Raw genomic sequence first — 17,758 nt, 5'->3', positions numbered from 1 at the left:
TTGTAGCACATGTAATTTCAGATTACAATGAAAATAGCGTTAATTTATGAGAAAATTCTGACAGTATATAAAACTACTTCTCTTCCGTCGGTTTATTTTTCACATAGCCGCACTGTTCGTCCATGCAGACCAGTTTGTTGCCTTTTTCCAGCAGCAGCTTGCCACAGCGGGGACACTTCTCTCCCGAAGGCTTCTGCCATACCATGAAATCACACTCCGGATTATCGATACAGCCATAATATTTTCTGCCTTTTTTGGTCTTTTTCATGACAATATCCTTGCCACACTTGGGGCAGGCTACACCGATCTTTTCAAAATAAGGCTTGGTATTACGGCATTCCGGGAATCCAGGACATGCCAGGAATCTGCCGTGGGGTCCGTATTTGATCACCATCCGTCTGCCGCACAGTTCACAGACCTCATCGGATTCCTCGTCCGCAATGGTCACCTCTGCCAGGTCCTTCTCCGCTTTTTTTACTGCTTCATCCAGATCAGGATAGAAATTGGACACGATGGTCTTCCATTTTACCGTGCCTTCTTCCACACCATCCAGCAGAGCTTCCATGTTGGCCGTGAAATTCACATCCACGATGGAGGGGAATGCTTCCTTCATCATATTGTTGACCACTTCCCCCAGTTCCGTAACGTAGAGATTGCGGTTCTCCTTGGCAATATATCTCCTGGCAAGGATGGTGGTAATGGTAGGCGCATAGGTACTGGGACGTCCGATGCCCAGTTCTTCCATGGCACGCACCAGACTGGCTTCGGTGTAATGTGCAGGGGGCTGGGTAAAATGCTGTTTCGGATCAAAGCTCTGGAATTCCAGCACGCTGTTCTCGTCCAGATTACCGCCGAGCACATTTTCTTCTTCCTTATCATCTTCCTGGGTGTAGACACTCATGAATCCATCGAAACGCATTCTGGAAGCTGCCAGAGTAAAAATCTGGTCCTTTGCCTGAATCTTCACAGAAGTGGTATCATACTGTGCAGCACTCATGCGGCTTGCCACAAATCGTTTCCAAATCAGCTGATACAGACGGAACAGATCTCTGGGAAGCTGCTCCTTGATAGCAATAGGCATCCGGTTCAGATCCGTGGGACGGATAGCTTCGTGGGCATCCTGAATCTTCTGGCTGTTCTTCTTCTCCGTTGCTGCAGCGGTCTTGTATTTTTCACCGTAATGAACATCAATAAATTCCGCTGCCTGTGTCTCCGCCTCTTCGGATACACGGGTAGAATCGGTACGCAGGTAGGTGATCAGACCAACAGTGCCCTCTCCCTTGATATCCACACCTTCATATAACTGCTGTGCCAGACGCATAGTCTTCTGGGTAGAGAAATTTAATACCTTGCTGGCTTCCTGCTGCAATGTGGAAGTCGTAAAGGGAAGCGGCGCTTTTTTCACACGTTCGCCGTGACGCACTTCTTTTACTTCGAATTTTGCGCCATTCAGGGAATCCATAATGCTGTCTGCCTGTTCCTTGCTGGTAATTCCCTGTTTTTTTTCGGTGGTACCGTAATATTTTGCACAAATAGGCTTCTTCTCGCCTTTTACTTTCAGATTCACATCCAGAGACCAATACTCTTCCGGAATAAATGCGTTGATCTCGTCCTCTCTGTCACAGATGATACGGAGTGCCACAGACTGTACACGGCCGGCGCTTAAGCCTCTCTTGATCTTTGCCCACAGAAGTGGGGAGATCCGATAGCCCACCATACGGTCCAGCATACGTCTTGCCTGCTGGGCATCCACCAGATTCATATCGATCTCTCTGGCGTTTTTCAGAGATTCCTTTACCGCATTCTTGGTGATCTCATTGAAGGTAATACGATATACTTTTTTGCTTTCCAGTTTCAAGGCATAATACAGATGCCAGGAAATAGCTTCTCCTTCACGGTCCGGGTCGGTTGCGAGATAAATCTTATCTGCCTTTTTTACTTCTTTGCGCAAAGAAGCAAGAAGGTCTCCCTTTCCGCGGATGGTAATATATTTCGGTTCATAATCATGTTCCGGATCAAATCCCAGCTGACTCTTGGGCAGGTCCCTCACATGCCCCTGGCTGGCCATAACTTCATAATTTGCTCCCAAAAACTTTTTGATTGTCTTCACCTTGGCCGGTGACTCTACAATTACTAAATATTTTGCCATATGCACTCCCATCTATCCGTCTGTCTACGGACCTACGGCATCCGGTTCCCGCCTCTTTGCCGTATTTTCCCCTGCTTTGAGTAATCGTGAACCACTATACAACAAAAAAATGGGAATGGCAAGAAGATTTTTCATTTACCCAGCCCCAGACAGTATAAAAAAAGAGCCAAAAAGCAATTTTCTATGCTTTCCGACACTTTTCAGGGTTGGGCTATTCTATTAAAGAATAAGCAGCTGATAGGGGAATCGAACCCCTGTTTTCGCCGTGAGAGGGCGACGTCTTAACCGCTTGACCAATCAGCCATAGGTTACTTACGAACCTTGTTCAGTATAATACATTCTTTTGAAAATTGCAAGTATTTTTTGAAAAATTTCTACAATTTTCAAAGAGCAGCTGATAGGGGAATCGAACCCCTGTTTTCGCCGTGAGAGGGCGACGTCTTAACCGCTTGACCAATCAGCCACAAAAACAGTACTTGCATAGTATAATCGAGTTGTCGAAAAAATGCAAGCACTTTTTTTAAAAATTTTTAGACCAGCTCGGCCCACGGCCATTCGCAAAAGCGGCTGCTGCGCAGTCGACGCCGCTTGCGCGGCTCATCTTTTGCTTCATGGATTGGGCGCTCCGCTCATGGGCTAGCCAAAACGGTGCTTTGTGTGCAAGCACCCACGCCCCCGTTTCGGCTGTCCCATGGCTGAGCTGTTACACCAGGTCAAATATACTGATCTGATTGGACTCCGGGAGGTCTCCCAATAATCCCAGGGAATCCATCAGGTCGATGATGGTCTTGGAGACTTTGGTTCTCTGGCGGAAATCATCTTTAGACAGGAAGGGGCCGTCTTTTGCCGCTTCCACGATGGCATCCGCCGCCTTCTCTCCCAGTCCGTCGATACTGTTTAAGGAAGGCATTAATTTGCCATCCACGATCTGGAAGGATCTGGACTGGGCTCTAAAGATATCAATTGGCTCGAATTCAAAGCCTCGTGCATACATTTCCTGCACGATACGCATATCACCCATGGCATCCTTCTCCTTATTGGAAAGCGTATCCTGTCGCTTTTTGTAATCCACCATAACGCTCTCCAAGTGCTTCTGTCCCTGACACATAATTTCATAAGAAAATGCCTTGGCACGAATACTGAAAAACGCTCCGTAATAGGCTAACGGATAATGGATCTTACAATATGCAATACGCCATGCCATCATAACGTATGCCGCCGCATGGGCCTTCGGGAACATGTACTCGATCTTCTGACAGGATTCAATATACCACTGGGGTACATTGTGGGCCAGCATGTCTTCTTTCCACTCTTCCCACATGGCGCATCTACCCTTCGCCACCATGCCTTTACGCACGGCCTCCATGATCTTGAAGGACTTCTCCGATTCCACACCCATCTGGATCAGATACAGCATGATATCGTCACGGGTACAGATGGCGGTGGAAATCGTTGCCACGCCGCTCATGATCAGATCCTGTGCATTTCCCAGCCATACGTTGGTACCGTGGGACAGGCCGGAAATACGCACCAGATCGGAAAATGCCTTGGGCTTGGCATCGATAACCATCTGCATGGCGAAATCGGTACCAAACTCCGGGATACCCAATGCCCCCAGCTTTGTTCCGCCGATCTGCTCCGGAGTAATGCCCAGCGCATCCGTATTCTGGAACAGACTCATGACATCCTGTCCGTCTAAGGGAATCGTCAGAGGATCTCTCCCTGTCAGGTCCTGAAGCATACGGATCATGGTAGGATCATCGTGTCCCAGAATATCCAGTTTCAACAGGTTGTGGTCGATGGAATGATAATCAAAGTGTGTGGTTATGGTATCCGTGGTCATATCGTTGGCAGGATGCTGCACCGGGGTGAAGGAGTTGATATCCTGTCCTAAGGGCAGTACGACGATACCACCGGGATGCTGACCGGTACTGCGTCGTACTCCGGTACATCCCGAAGCAATACGGTCAATCTCACTGGTCCGCTTGTGAATGCCACGTTCTTCAAAATAATTCTTCACGTAACCGAAGGCCGTCTTATCTGCCAGGGTTGCAATGGTTCCGGCACGGAAGGTCTGTCCCGCGCCGAAGATAACCTCAGTATATTTATGAGCCTTGGACTGGTACTCACCGGAAAAGTTCAGGTCGATATCCGGCTCCTTGTCTCCCTTGAATCCCAGGAACGTCTCGAAAGGAATATCAAATCCGTCCTTGTGAAGCTTTTCTCCGCACACCGGACATACCTTGTCCGGCATATCGATTCCCGCCTTACCGGCATAGGCCTTAACCTCATCACTGTCAAAGTCCACATAATGGCATTTGCTGCAATAATAATGGGGGCTCAAGGGGTTAACCTCCGTGATTCCCGCCATAGTCGCCACAAAGGAGCTTCCTACGGATCCACGGGAGCCTACCAGGTATCCATCCTCCACCGACTTCCATACCAGCTTCTGCGCAATGATGTACATTACGGCAAATCCGTTCTTGATAATGGAGTTCAATTCCTTCTCCAGTCTTGCTTCTACGATCTGAGGCAGATCTGGTCCGTAAATTTCATGGGCTCTGTTATAACAGATCTCCGTCAGTGTCTTATCACTGTCGGGAATGACCGGAGGACATTTGTCCGGGCGCACCGGTGCAATAGTCTCGATCATGTCTGCAATCATATTGGTATTGGTAATAACGATTTCTTCGGCCTTATCACTTCCCAGATAAGAGAATTCTTCCAGCATCTCTTCCGTGGTATGTAAATACAATGGTGCCTGATCATCCGCATCATCGAATCCTCGTCCCGCCATGATGATACGGCGGTAGACCTCATCCTCTGGATCCAGGAAATGCACATCACAGGTAGCCACTACCGGCTTGTGGAACTGTTCTCCCAGGGACACGATCTTCCGGTTGATATTCTGAATATCCTCAATGGAATTTACATTCCTCACACGTTCCGAAGCGATCATGAATTTGTTGTTGCCGCAGGGCTGGATCTCCAGATAGTCATAGAATTTCACCAGTCTGGCAATCTGGGCATCCGACTGTCCGTCCAACAGTGCCCGGTACAGTTCTCCCGCCTCGCAGGCACTTCCCAGTATCAGTCCTTCTCTGTACTTCATCACCAGACTCTTGGGAATCCGGGGATGTTTGCTAAAATAGGTCAGATGCGACTGGGACACCAGACGATACAGGTTGATACGCCCCAGATCATTTTTCGCCAGAATAATGGCATGGTAAGAGGGCATCTTCTTCACGGCATCCACACTGGAAGCTCCCAGTGCATTGACTTCCGTCAGATTATGAATGTCCTGCTCTTCCAGCATTTTAATAAATTTCACGAAAATATGGGCCGTGCACTCCGCATCATCCACGGCTCTGTGATGATTCTCCAGGGAAATCCCCAGGGTCTTGGCCACCGCATCCAGCGTATGCTTCGACTGGTTCTTCAAAAGTACTCTGGAAATGCCCACGGTATCCACATAGGTAAACTCCTGCGGATAGCCCAGTCTTCTGCAATTCTCCATAATGAAACTCATATCAAAACTGGCATTGTGAGCCACCATGATACAGCCTTCACAGAACTGCAGAAACTGCGGCAGGATCACGTCGATCTGAGGGGAATCCATGACATCCTCATCCCGGATACTGGTCAGCTTTTCGATCTCGAAGGGAATGGGCACATCCGGATTGACAAAGGTGGAAAAACGATCCACGATCTCTCCACCGGATACCTTTACCGCACCTATCTCGATAATGCGGTTGTTGACCGGGGAAAATCCCGTGGTCTCGATATCGAATACCACATAATCCTCATGCAGACTCTGTCCCTTATCATTCGTCACTATCTCTTTCAGATCATCCACCAGATAGGCTTCCACACCGTAAATGATCTTGAAGAAATCCTGCTTGTCCGGATTCTCGTCTCCAGCTTCTTTCCGCTTGCCTTTTTCCGCTTTCCACAGGTCATCCCAGACATGGTTTGCATCGGTAAAACTCTGTACCACGCCGTGATCCGTGATGGCAATGGCCCGATGTCCCCATTTGTAGGCGCGCTTTACAATGTCCTTGGCCTCGGAGACACCGTCCATATCACTCATCTTTGTATGACAGTGCAGCTCCACACGCTTTCTGGCGGAGGTATCCACTCTCGTATTGGTAAAATCAGGGATCTTCTTGATTCCCGCGATGGAACCGATGGCCAGCTCGTGGTCGAACTTATCCATCATACAGATTCCCTTGACCTTTAAGAAAGCTCCCGGCTTGATGTCCCCGGTCACTTCCTTCACCTGCTCGGTACGCACGAACATCTTGATGGTCATGGTATCGGTAAAATCAGAGATATTGAAAATAATAATCGTCTTCTCGTTCTTGATGTCACGGGTATCCACGGACAGTACCTTACCGCGGATGACCACCTCACCCATCTCTCCGATGAGTTCCTCAATCTTCATGGCCTCTTCTTCGAAATCACGCCCGTAGATGACATCCGGATTGTCTGATCTCTTCAACGCACCTTTTTCAAAGTTACCACCCTTACGAAACTCGCCCTTTTTGAATTCTCCACGCTTGAATTCACCGCGGCTGCCACCCTGAAAGCTCTTGGTCACGCCACCGGCATTCTCGGTCTTCGGCTTTTGTGCGGTCTCTGCAGCCTTGCCGGTTTCCGGATCCTGTGCTGTACTTTGCCCGCTTCCTTCCGCCGATGCAGTCTGCTCTCCTTCTTCTCTTCTGCCTTTCGTACGACTGTAAATGGCATCCACCTTCAGACGGATCTTTGCTTCCTCTTCCTCCTGGAAACGCCCGGTCTCTTTTTCCACATAAGCCGTATGGATCTTCACGGAGAATCCACAACGTTCCACCAGGATCTTCTCCAGAATCTGCAGGATCTCCCCTTCCATACTGTGATTTAATACCGTATCTTCCAGCGTTAAAAGCATTTCATTTTCCGAAGGATACTCGATTTTCGCCGTCTTCAGGGCATTATACTGGATATGGCTGTACTCCCGGAATTCCTCCAGAATACTTTCCTTATAAATATCCATCAGCTTTTCCGGATTGTACTGGGAAGACAATTCGAACTTTTCGTATATTTTCACTGTCAGGTTGGCCTGAGGGAACAGCTGCTTCTTGATCTCCTGTTCCGTGGTCCAGATGTCCGCTTTCTGGATCAGGCGGGTACTTTTTAAGTACACCCGAAGAAAGTCTCTGCGTTTTGTCGCCGAGACTCTCTCCACTTCTGTCTGCCCCATCAGGTCACGAATGTCCGTATTCAACTGTAACGAAGGAAATACCTCAAAAAACGGTTTACTCATTTATTTTAACTCCAATGATCCAATTCCTCTTTCAAGGCGGGGAGCAGCTGATCCTCCGGAAGCTTTTTTACGATCTCGCCATGCTTGATCAGCAGACCTTCTCCGATACCGCCCGCAACTCCCAGATCCGCTTCTTTTGCTTCTCCGGGGCCGTTTACCACGCAGCCCATGACAGCCACTTTGATATCCAGCGGGTAATCCTCTACCATTTTCTCCACTTTAGTGGCCAGATCGATCAGATTGATCTGGGTTCTTCCACAGGTGGGACAGGATACGACCTCAATGCCGCCCTTGCGCAATCCTAATGTACGCAGGATCAGCTTTGCGGATTTGATCTCCTCTACGGGATCTCCTGTCAGGGATACCCGGATGGTGTCACCGATGCCCTGGCTTAAGATCAGGGACAGACCGATGGCTGACTTGATATTACCGCTGTTCACAGTACCGGATTCGGTAATGCCCACATGCAGAGGGTACACCGTACGGCCTGCCAGCAGTTCATGGGCTTTCACGCACATCAGCACATCCGAAGATTTGATACTGATGACCAGATTGTCATATCCCAGATCTTCGATCATGTGTACCTTGTCCAGTGCGCTCTCCACAATACCTTCCGCAGTCACTCCACCGTATTTTTCCACCAGCGGCTTCTCCAGGGAACCGCTGTTCACTCCCACACGGATCGGGATATTCCTCTCTTTTGCTGCATCTACCACAGCCTTTACCCGCTCCGGATTTCCGATATTCCCAGGATTGATGCGGATCTTGTCGGCACCGTTCTCAATGGCTGCCAGTGCCATACGGTAGTCAAAATGGATATCCGCCACTAAAGGAATGTGGATCTGCTTCTTGATCTCCCGGATAGCTGCTGCCGCCTCCAGCGTCGGTACTGTGCAGCGGATGATCTCACAGCCTGCCCTCTCCAGACGCAGGATCTGCTCTACGGTTGCCTTCACATCCTCGGTCTTCGTATTGGTCATGGACTGGATGGCGATAGAATTGCCGCCGCCGATCTTCCGGTCTCCGATCTGTATTACTTTGGTATGCATTCTGTAAGTATCTTTATCGTTCATAAGGGCACCTGACCTTTCTCGTCATTCTCATATGTCTATTACTATACCCCTTTTCCGAAAGCCTTGTCAATTCGCAGAAGTGCTGAAATGTCCCGGACTGTTCTGTCTGGCATATCCCAAAAGTTCCAGTTCCATCAGTGCCCGGTTCAGTGCGGAAATGTCCGTATATTCTCCCTTCTCCCAAAGTTCCTGCAACAGCGTCTCCGATGTCTTTGGCACAGGTTCCAGACATTCCAAGATCTTTTGCAGGGATTCTTTGGGCAATTTTACTTTTGCCGTATTTCTGCCGGTTTCCCTATTATTTTTCCGCCTGTTCTTTCCTCCGGAGCCATCTGCGGAAAGTCCCTGTTTTTCCTCCCAGCTCCGCAAAAAATCCTCTGCAAAACTCTCCGGAGATAAAAACACTCCCGCTCCCTGCGTCAGCAGATGATTGCAGCCGTCGCTGAGCCTGTCCGTAAGCCTGCCCGGCACCGCATAGACGTCCCTGCCCTGTTCCAGTGCCATATCCACCGTGATCAACGTCCCGCTCTTCTGTCTGGCCTCAATGACGATCAGAGCATCCGACAGTCCGCTGACAATACGGTTTCTTGGTGGAAAATACTGGGGCAGCGGCTTTGTTCCCGGCGCATAGGTGGAAAGCAATCCCCCTTTTTCCAACAGTTCTTCATACAATCTTCGATTCTGTGCGGGATAACAGATATCCACTCCGCATCCCAGCACACCATAGGAAGTTCCACCCGCAGATAACGCTGCCTGCTGGCTGATCCCGTCAATCCCCCGGGCCATTCCGCTGATGACCTGTATTCCCGCTCTTCCCAGATACTGTCCCAGTTCCTCGGCCACATATCTGCCGTATTCCGAACACTCTCTGGCACCGATGACCGCCACCGCCGGTTCGTTCTCATCCGGCAGTTTTCCCCGGTAAAAAATGCCGTAAGGCGGATCCGGAATTTCTGCCAGTTTCCCGGGAAATCCTTTCTCCTCCCGCAAAAGAAAGTGGATCTGTTGTTCCGAAAGCTGTCCATATTCCCGTTCCCACTCTCCGCTTTTCTTCTGCCGTTCCAAGGCTTCCGCCGCAGAATTGCCCACGCACTCCCTCCATTCCTCTGCCTCCGCCTCATATACCGCCCGGGGTGACCCGAAGCGTGCAAGCAGCCGTTCTGCCCGCACGCCCCCGATTGTATAGGTGCTGCACAAAAAATATGCATATTTTCTCTCTTCCTCCGCCATAAACATACCTGTCCCTTTCCCTGTTTTCACACAGCCCGCACGTTTTCCGTGATTTTCGTACCGGCCCCTTTTTCTTGCCGGACACTTAATGTACCCGGTTCCGGCACACAATTAATTCCAATACGTCTCCGAAGGTCGATAACACGCCGCCTCCAGCAAATGTTCCCCCGTGATCTCTTCCCGGTCCTCCAAATCAGCTATGGTTCGGGCAGTTTTGAGAATCCGGTGATAAACTCTGGCACTGAGCTGCAGCGTACGATACAGCTGTTCCATGACTTTCTGACCCTCCTCTCCCAACGGGCAATATTCTTCCACCTGTGCAGACCGGATGTCCCCATTGAAACGGCAATCCGTTCCTGCAAAACGCTCCGCCTGCCGTTCTCTTGCATGCCGGATCTGCCGCTTCATATCTTCACTGCTTTTTTCCGTTTTCGTTTTCTGCAGATGCAGAATATCCACGGGATGCAGTTCCACACACAGATCAATCCGGTCTAAAATCGGTCCCGATATCTTTCCCAGATATTTCTCGATCTGGGGCTGGGTACAGCGGCATTTATTCCGGTCCGGATAATACCCGCATGGACAGGGATTCATAGCCGCCACCAGAATAAAGTCCGACGGATAAGTGACCATCCCGGCACTTCTGGCGATCTGCACTTTACGCTCCTCCATAGGCTGTCGCATGCCATCCAGCACGTTTTTCCGGAATTCCGGAAGTTCGTCCAGAAACAGTACACCCCGATGGGCCAGCGATACCATCCCAGGTCTTGGGATGCCGCTTCCCCCGCCGATCAGTGCTGCCTGTGTCACAGTATGGTGTGGTGCATAAAAAGGCCTCCTTGTGATCAGTGCCTGTCCCGGCGGCAGAAGTCCCGCCACACTGAAGATTCCTGTCACCTCCAGACTTTCTTTCAGTGTCAGAGGCGGCAGGATTCCGGGGATTCGCCCGGCGACCATGGTTTTTCCCACCCCGGGCGGCCCTATCATCAACAGATTGTGGAATCCCGCCGCAGCAATCTCGGCACCCCGTTTAGCATTCTCCTGTCCCGCCACTTCCCGGAAATCTCCCGTATCCTGTCCGGTTCCTTCCCTTAGCAAGTCCTCCGCCCGGATCCTCGGCTGATACACTTTTTCAGTTTCCAGCTCCGGATGATTCAGTGCCGCCAGCAGATCGTTCAGACAGTTCACACCCCAGACCGTGATCCCCGGTATCACCGCAGCCTCCATGGCATTTTCTCCGGGCACCACCACCCTTCGGATACCGCTTTTTGCCGCCTCCTGAACAATGGGAAGTACACCCTTCACCTTCTTGATCTCCCCATTCAGGCCCAGTTCTCCCAAAAACAATGTATCCTGCAGCGCTTCCTCCGGTACCAGTTCCATATCCCGCAAAAGTCCCACAGCTATAGGCAGATCAAAGGCGGTACCATCTTTACGTCGACCTGCCGGAGCCAGATTTACTGTGATATGTGCCGGTGGGATCTGGAAACCGGAATTTTTCATGGCCACACTCACCCTCTCCCGGGATTCCTTCACCTCACTCCCCAGCGACCCCACCAGCTGAAACGATGGTAGTCCCCCTGCCAGATCCACTTCCACGCGGACCAGATATGCCTGCAGACCATAGACTGCAGCCGAACAAACTGTAGTAAACATAAAATACCTCCTTTAAAATGTTTTATTTATTATGGAAATAACAGTGAAACAAAACAGAAACAGATAAAACGAATGAATCTGACAAAAATAATCAGACTTAACAAAACAATTCATACAATGGGTAATCATAAGAGCCCGCAAAAGGGCAGTGAAACTACCGGAATCTTCTTAGAATTAATATCAGAAATTTTAAATGAAAATGTCTTTTGGTGAAAAATCCTCCGGAACCTCACTACAGATTCACAAAACCGTACGCTTTCCGCTGCGTCGTCTGGTCTGCTCCTATATAGCCGGTTCCGGATCATTCCTTTAAATTTTATTTTCCATGCTGTCGGGATCCTGAGCGAACTGGATCGCATGTTCCCTGTCGATCTTGCCTTCAAAATACAACTGAACAATAGCCTCATCCATGGTGATCATACCCAGTTTCCGGTTGGTCTGCATGACGCTGGCCAGCTGGTGGGATTTGCCCTCACGGATCAGGTTGCGGACCGCATGATTGGCATGCATGACCTCAAAAGCTGCCACACGGTGCTTGCCGTCCGCTGTCGGGATCAGCTGCTGGGATATGACTGCTTCCAGTGTGTTGGACAGCTGGACACGGATCTGTTGCTGCTGATGTGGTGGGAAGACATCGATCACACGGTCTACGGTGCTGGCTGCACCGATCGTATGCAGGGTGGACAATACCAGATGTCCGGTCTCCGCTGCCGTAATAGCTACACTGATGGTCTCGAAGTCACGCATCTCTCCTACCAGAATGACATCGGGATCTTCACGGAGTGCCGCTCTTAAAGCATTGGCATAATTATTGGAATCTATGCCGATCTCACGCTGGTTGACCATGGACATCTTATGCTGATGCAGATACTCGATAGGGTCCTCCAGAGTGATGACATGGGCATCTCTGTTGTTGTTGATCTTGTCGATGATGGCGGCAAGCGTCGTGGATTTACCGCTTCCGGTAGGTCCGGTGACCAGTACCAGACCACGTTTGCGCTGATATAGTTCCACCACGGATTCCGGTACACCCAGCTCTTCCGGAGAAGGCACCACGGTTCCTACCAGTCGGAACGCCAGAGCCACGGAACCTCTCTGCTTGTAGGCATTGACACGGTAACGTCCGCAGTTGGGAATAGAGAAAGACATATCGTATTCTCCCCGTTCCTCAAAACGTTCTCTCTGCACTTCCGTCATGATATTGACTAGTACTTCCAGCGTGTCTGCCGGAAGCATCCTGGGATAATCCATGGTGATCAGATTGCCGTTTACACGCATTTTGGGTGGGATACCTACCGTCAGATGTACATCACTTGCTCCCGCTTCCTTGGCGGCTCTGAGTATTTCTTCGATTGTTGGCATAATTGCTCCTCACTATTTATTGAATATGTACCGGTTGTCCATGGTCTTCATGACATCCACGATCTGGATGTCCTCATTCCCGGGAAGGGACAGATCCAGGATACTGTTATCCCGGAAGCTTACCACTGTCGACCGCAGTACACTTTCTTCATTTTCATTCAATACCAGTGCTTTCTCTCCCGTACTGAGTTCCACGCTGGCACCGGGCGGAAGGATATTGATGGAACGGATCAATGCCCGTACCGTCTCCGGATCATATACCTCCGGGTGCTCCAGAAGTTCCTGAAGAGCCTTCACCTCAGACTGTGCCGTTCCCTGTAATGTCATGGCCGTGATCTCATCATAACGGTTCGCCACCAGCAATACATTGGCTCCGGCCAGCATTTTATACCTGCTCTTCTCTCCGTCTTCCGGGAACAGGTCCAGCTGTTTTCTGGCTGCCTGCTGGCAGATCCTGCGGATGCCGGATCCGTCGGTGGCAAAAGCCTCCTCGATGATACCGTAGGCCTCTTCCTGCGTCTCGCAGTTCCGCAGCATATCCTCTCTGGTATAAGGTGCCCCGTAATACACATCATCATGTTTTTTCACTTTTCCCATATCGTGAAGGATGGCAGCACATACGGTATGATACTGTTCTTCCCGTCTGATATTCATCACATGGGTAATCATGGCACAGAGTATTGCCACGTTCAGGGAATGTCTGGAGAAATAATCCTCCCGGCTTCTCAGATTCTGGTAGAAATTGATTTTCTCATCCAAGTGTCCGTAATTGCGGATGACCATATCTGCGATGGACTGGGTACGGTTCTGCTTTCTGGTCTTCAGGATACGATCCTGTTCCTCTTCGATGGCACTGACCGCCTGAATCTGAAACCGTTCGAACTCCAGGTCCTCCTGAGTCAGGGGTGGAAGCGGTTCTGCCGGTTCCAGTACATAGACACCGATCAATCCGAAATTACGAATACTTTCTATTGCCTGTAATGACAAAAGGGAATTTCTGTCAAACAAAAGAATACTCTTCTTATTATAAACAGGTCTTGCCAGACGCATTCCCGTCTTCAAGTCTTCCGTTCTTACAAAATGCATCCCTGTCCCCCCCCTTATCTTTAGTCACTTATAGAAATAAATATATCACAGTGTTCCTTAATTGACAAGGTGATGTTTAGTCCTCACGCAGAGCCTCCGCCAGCTTATGCAATGCTCTTTTTTCCATGCGTGAGACATAGCTTCTGGAAATTCCGAGAACATCTCCCACCTCCTGCTGTGTGTGTTCTTTACAGCCCAGGATCCCATAGCGCATCACCAGAATCCGATACTCCCGCTCCGTAAGACAGTGGTCCAGAGCCAGGAACAGGCGCCTGATATTTCTGTCAAGCTCCAGATCCTCCACCACGTCCTTCTGCTTCTCTTCGATCACGTCCAACAGATGGATGGCATTTCCTTCCTTATCCTGTCCGATAGGTTCATACAGGGAGACTTCCCTGGAAAGTTTTTTGCGGCTGCGCAGCATCATCAGAAGTTCGTTATCAATGCATCTGCAGGCATAGGTAGCCAGTCTTCCTTTTCCTGAGTCAAAAGAATTCACTGCTTTGATCAGTCCGATACATCCGATAGAGATCAGGTCCTCCATGTCTTCCTCAACATTCTGGTATTTTTTGGCAATGTGTGCCACCAGGCGCAGATTCCTCTCCACCAGGATCTCCCTGGCCTGTCTGGATTCTTCCACGGTACCTTCCCTGAGCAAGCGGATATAATACGCTTCTTCTCCTGCGGTTAATGGCTGCTGAAAGGTCTTCAAAAAATCCCTCCGTGGACAGTTGCTTATGATAGTTTATGTGATTTTCTGTCCACAAGTGCCTGTCAGTCTCCCACGTTCCTCAGAATAAAAACTGCGCCATCACGTAATTGCTCAGATCCAGCCCTCTCTTTGTCAGTGCCAGGAGCCGGTCTTTTTTCTGATTCTCTTTCCTCTCCGTAACGGTCAAAAGACCATCCGCCACATTCCGGGCGATCACTTCTCCGTAGACTTCCTCCACAGTCCTGCCGTATTGTTCTGCAAAATCCACACAGGATACTCCTCTTGTCAGCCGCAGTCCCAGAAACATGGTCTCCTCCATCCGGTCCTGTACCGTCAGTGTCTGCTCCTCTTCCCTGCTTTCCAGCGGATGTGCCAGATAAGCTCCCAGACTCTTTTCGTTCTGAAACCGCACATTATCGATAAGGGATGCCGCACCGATACCGAATCCCAGGTAATCCCTGCGGATCCAATAGCCCACATTATGTCTGCATTCATAACCATCCCTGGCATAGTTGGAAATCTCATACCGATGGAACCCGTACTTTGCCAGCACCTCTATGGTCTCCTCATACATGGCACGCTCCGTCTCTTCCTCCGGCAAGGGCAATTCTCCCCTCTCTGCCATGGCCGCAAAAGGGGTTCCCTCCTCCACGATCAGGCTGTAGGCAGAGATATGCTGCGGCATGGGTTCTAAGTGCAGCACCTTTTCCAGCGTGTCCCGATAACTTGCAAGCGTCTGTCCCGGCAGTCCGCTCATGATATCCACATTGATATTCGTAAATCCTGCCTCCACGGCCTCCCGGTACACCTGGCAGAAACCTTCAAAATCATGGATCCTGCCCAGATTTTTCAGTTCTTCTGCCTGGGCAGACTGCATACCGATACTGAGACGGTTGATTCCTGCCGTGTAAAAATTCCGAAGTTTCTCTGCGCTGGCCGTCCCCGGATTCACCTCCATGGTGATCTCCGCGTCCTGTGCCATTGCGAACTGCTCTCTGATACGGTCCATCAACTGCCCAATCTGTTCCCCGGACAACAGCGACGGCGTACCTCCTCCGATAAATATACTGGTCACGGTACGGTCACTGTAATCTTTTGCTCTTCCCCCGATCTCTGCAAAAAGTGCAGCCATATAGGCTTCCCTTGTCTGCTCCGTGGCAGGGGCAGACAGGAAATCACAATAGCTGCACTTTCTTACGCAAAAGGGAATATGAATGTATAATTCCAGTTCCTTTTTATTCATATTGCTCCTTCAATTACTTCATCAGTTTTTATCATCCAGCTTCAGAACACTCATAAATGCCTTCTGCGGGATCTCTACATTGCCGAACTGACGCATACGCTTTTTACCCTCTTTCTGCTTCTCCAACAGCTTCTTCTTACGGGTAATATCACCGCCGTAACATTTCGCCAGCACATCCTTACGCATGGCCTTTACCGTTTCTCTGGCAATGACCTTGCCGCCGATGGCTGCCTGGATAGGAATCTCGAAGAGGTGTCTGGGAATCTCGTCCTTCAGCTTTTCACACATCCTACGTCCTCTCTCGTAAGCGGAATCTGCACAGACGATGAAGGACAGGGCATCCACTTCCTCGCGGTTGATCAGAATGTCCAGCTTCACCAGATTCGATCTCTCGTAACCCTTCAGATCGTAATCAAAAGATGCATAACCACGGGAACGGGATTTTAAAGCATCAAAGAAATCATAAATGATCTCGTTCAGGGGCAGTTCGTATTTCAACAACGCTCTGGTGCCCTCGATGTATTCCATGCCGAGGTATTTGCCTCGGCGCTCCTGACACAGTTCCATGATGGAACCGATAAATTCGGAAGTCACCATGATCTCTGCATTTACCACCGGTTCTTCCATATATTCGATCTCGGAGGGATCCGGCAGATTGGAAGGATTGGTCAACTCAATTACTTCCCCATTGGTCTTATGCACCTTATAGACAACGCCGGGGGCGGTAGTCACCAGATCCAGATTGTATTCTCTCTCCAGTCGTTCCTGAATGATCTCCAGATGCAGCAGTCCCAGAAATCCGCACCGGAAGCCAAATCCCAGTGCCACAGAAGTCTCCGGTTCATAGAACAGGGACGCATCGTTCAACTGTAACTTCTCCAACGCATCTCTCAGATCCGGGTACTTGGAACCGTCTGCGGGATATAATCCACAATATACCATGGACTGTACCTTTTTATAACCGGGCAGAGGTTCTGCGCAGGGATTGTTGTCGTCCGTTACGGTATCACCCACTGCTGTATCTTTTACATTCTTGATGGAAGCCGTGATGTAGCCTACCATTCCGGCAGAAAGCTCGTCACAGGGGATAAACTGTCCCGCTCCGAAATAACCGACCTCCACGACCTCTTCCTTCGCTCCGGTAGCCATCATGCGGATCATGGTACCCTTTTTCACTGTGCCTTCCATGACACGGCAGAAAATGATAACACCCTTATAGGAATCATATACAGAGTCAAAGATCAGTGCCTGTAAAGGGTTGTCCGGATTCCCCTTGGGGGATGGGATCTTTTTCACGATCTGCTCTAAGACTTCCTCAATACCGATGCCGTTTTTCGCGGAGATCAGCGGAGCATCCTGTGCCTCGATACCGATGACGTCCTCGATCTCTTCAATGACTCTCTGGGGATCTGCGCTGGGCAGATCGATCTTGTTGATGACCGGGAAAACATCCAGATCATGATCCAGTGCCAGATAGACATTGGCCAGTGTCTGTGCCTCAATGCCCTGTGCCGCATCCACCACCAGAATGGCGCCGTCGCAGGCCGCCAGAGAACGGCTGACCTCATAATTGAAATCCACATGGCCCGGAGTATCGATGAGGTTGAAAATGTATTCCTCTCCGTCCTGTGCTTTATATACGGTACGCACGGCCTGTGCCTTGATGGTAATGCCACGCTCTCTCTCCAGGTCCATATTGTCCAGGACCTGTGCCTGCATCTCTCTGCTGGTGAGCAGACCGGTCTTCTCAATGATACGGTCCGCCAGGGTGGATTTGCCGTGATCTATGTGTGCCACAATACAAAAATTGCGGATTTTGCTCTGATCTATTACTGCCATACTACTGTCCTTTCCTGACATATTCTTGCATCTAACGATTGTAGCATAAATTCCGCATTCTTGTCTATGATTTTACTTCGATTCGTTGTCTTATCCTGCTTTT

General features: G+C 49.9%; 10 protein-coding genes and 2 tRNA genes. All 12 read right to left on the bottom strand.

Translation table 11 applies throughout. The features are described 5' to 3' along the window. Positions 1–73: 73 nt before the first annotated feature. The 12 genes from topA to lepA all read right to left on the bottom strand — a co-directional run bounded on the left by topA (position 74) and on the right by lepA (position 17,655). Positions 74–2,149, bottom strand: coding sequence for a type I DNA topoisomerase (gene topA / locus ACLTOH_RS00845; protein WP_118502677.1), 2,076 nt, complete (start codon positions 2,147–2,149; stop codon positions 74–76). A gap of 231 nt (positions 2,150–2,380) precedes the next feature. Further along, positions 2,381–2,452, bottom strand: a tRNA-Glu gene (locus tag ACLTOH_RS00840). A gap of 88 nt (positions 2,453–2,540) precedes the next feature. After that, positions 2,541–2,612 (bottom strand) — tRNA-Glu (locus tag ACLTOH_RS00835). 240 nt (positions 2,613–2,852) lie between these two features. Beyond that, positions 2,853–7,454 carry a PolC-type DNA polymerase III gene (locus ACLTOH_RS00830; protein ID WP_412223112.1) on the bottom strand — a complete coding sequence of 1,534 codons (4,602 nt, stop codon included), beginning with the start codon at positions 7,452–7,454 and terminating at the stop codon, positions 2,853–2,855. 5 nt (positions 7,455–7,459) lie between these two features. Continuing rightward, the gene (gene ispG / locus ACLTOH_RS00825; RefSeq protein WP_412194272.1) at positions 7,460–8,527 is read right to left on the bottom strand and encodes a flavodoxin-dependent (E)-4-hydroxy-3-methylbut-2-enyl-diphosphate synthase; all 1,068 of its coding nucleotides are present in this window, start codon (positions 8,525–8,527) and stop codon (positions 7,460–7,462) included. A gap of 66 nt (positions 8,528–8,593) precedes the next feature. Next, entirely contained in the window at positions 8,594–9,763 is a 1,170-nt protein-coding gene (dprA, locus tag ACLTOH_RS00820; RefSeq protein WP_412223111.1) for a DNA-processing protein DprA, read from the bottom strand. 105 nt (positions 9,764–9,868) lie between these two features. Beyond that, positions 9,869–11,413 carry a YifB family Mg chelatase-like AAA ATPase gene (locus tag ACLTOH_RS00815; protein ID WP_412223109.1) on the bottom strand — a complete coding sequence of 515 codons (1,545 nt, stop codon included), beginning with the start codon at positions 11,411–11,413 and terminating at the stop codon, positions 9,869–9,871. Between the two features lie 309 nt (positions 11,414–11,722). Continuing rightward, positions 11,723–12,775 carry a type IV pilus twitching motility protein PilT gene (locus ACLTOH_RS00810; RefSeq protein ID WP_022311815.1) on the bottom strand — a complete coding sequence of 351 codons (1,053 nt, stop codon included), beginning with the start codon at positions 12,773–12,775 and terminating at the stop codon, positions 11,723–11,725. Positions 12,776–12,787: 12 nt separating this feature from the next. After that, complete coding sequence (locus ACLTOH_RS00805; RefSeq protein ID WP_412223108.1) at positions 12,788–13,861, bottom strand: HD-GYP domain-containing protein; 1,074 nt, start codon at positions 13,859–13,861, stop codon at positions 12,788–12,790. A 76-nt stretch (positions 13,862–13,937) separates the two neighbouring features. Further along, complete coding sequence (sigK, locus tag ACLTOH_RS00800) at positions 13,938–14,573, bottom strand: RNA polymerase sporulation sigma factor SigK (protein ID WP_022311813.1); 636 nt, start codon at positions 14,571–14,573, stop codon at positions 13,938–13,940. 79 nt (positions 14,574–14,652) lie between these two features. Beyond that, positions 14,653–15,816, bottom strand: coding sequence for a radical SAM family heme chaperone HemW (gene hemW / locus ACLTOH_RS00795; protein ID WP_022311812.1), 1,164 nt, complete (start codon positions 15,814–15,816; stop codon positions 14,653–14,655). A gap of 21 nt (positions 15,817–15,837) precedes the next feature. Then, the gene (gene lepA / locus ACLTOH_RS00790) at positions 15,838–17,655 is read right to left on the bottom strand and encodes a translation elongation factor 4 (RefSeq protein ID WP_118502524.1); all 1,818 of its coding nucleotides are present in this window, start codon (positions 17,653–17,655) and stop codon (positions 15,838–15,840) included. Positions 17,656–17,758: the final 103 nt, after the last annotated feature.

It is taken from the genome of Waltera sp., assembly GCF_046969025.1.
Classification (GTDB): Bacteria; Bacillota; Clostridia; order Lachnospirales; family Lachnospiraceae; genus Acetatifactor; species Acetatifactor acetigignens.
The sequence above is the reverse complement of the archived record's forward strand: the minus strand, read 5'-3'. Positions and strand labels throughout refer to the sequence as shown.

Coding starts and splice junctions, on each gene's coding strand:
- topA (WP_118502677.1), bottom strand. CDS start 2,149: ATGGCAAAATATTTAGTAATTGTAGAGTCACCGGCCAAGGTGAAGACA.
- ACLTOH_RS00830 (WP_412223112.1), bottom strand. CDS start 7,454: ATGAGTAAACCGTTTTTTGAGGTATTTCCTTCGTTACAGTTGAATACG.
- ispG (WP_412194272.1), bottom strand. CDS start 8,527: ATGAACGATAAAGATACTTACAGAATGCATACCAAAGTAATACAGATC.
- dprA (WP_412223111.1), bottom strand. CDS start 9,763: ATGTTTATGGCGGAGGAAGAGAGAAAATATGCATATTTTTTGTGCAGC.
- ACLTOH_RS00815 (WP_412223109.1), bottom strand. CDS start 11,413: ATGTTTACTACAGTTTGTTCGGCTGCAGTCTATGGTCTGCAGGCATAT.
- ACLTOH_RS00810 (WP_022311815.1), bottom strand. CDS start 12,775: ATGCCAACAATCGAAGAAATACTCAGAGCCGCCAAGGAAGCGGGAGCA.
- ACLTOH_RS00805 (WP_412223108.1), bottom strand. CDS start 13,861: ATGCATTTTGTAAGAACGGAAGACTTGAAGACGGGAATGCGTCTGGCA.
- hemW (WP_022311812.1), bottom strand. CDS start 15,816: ATGAATAAAAAGGAACTGGAATTATACATTCATATTCCCTTTTGCGTA.
- lepA (WP_118502524.1), bottom strand. CDS start 17,655: ATGGCAGTAATAGATCAGAGCAAAATCCGCAATTTTTGTATTGTGGCA.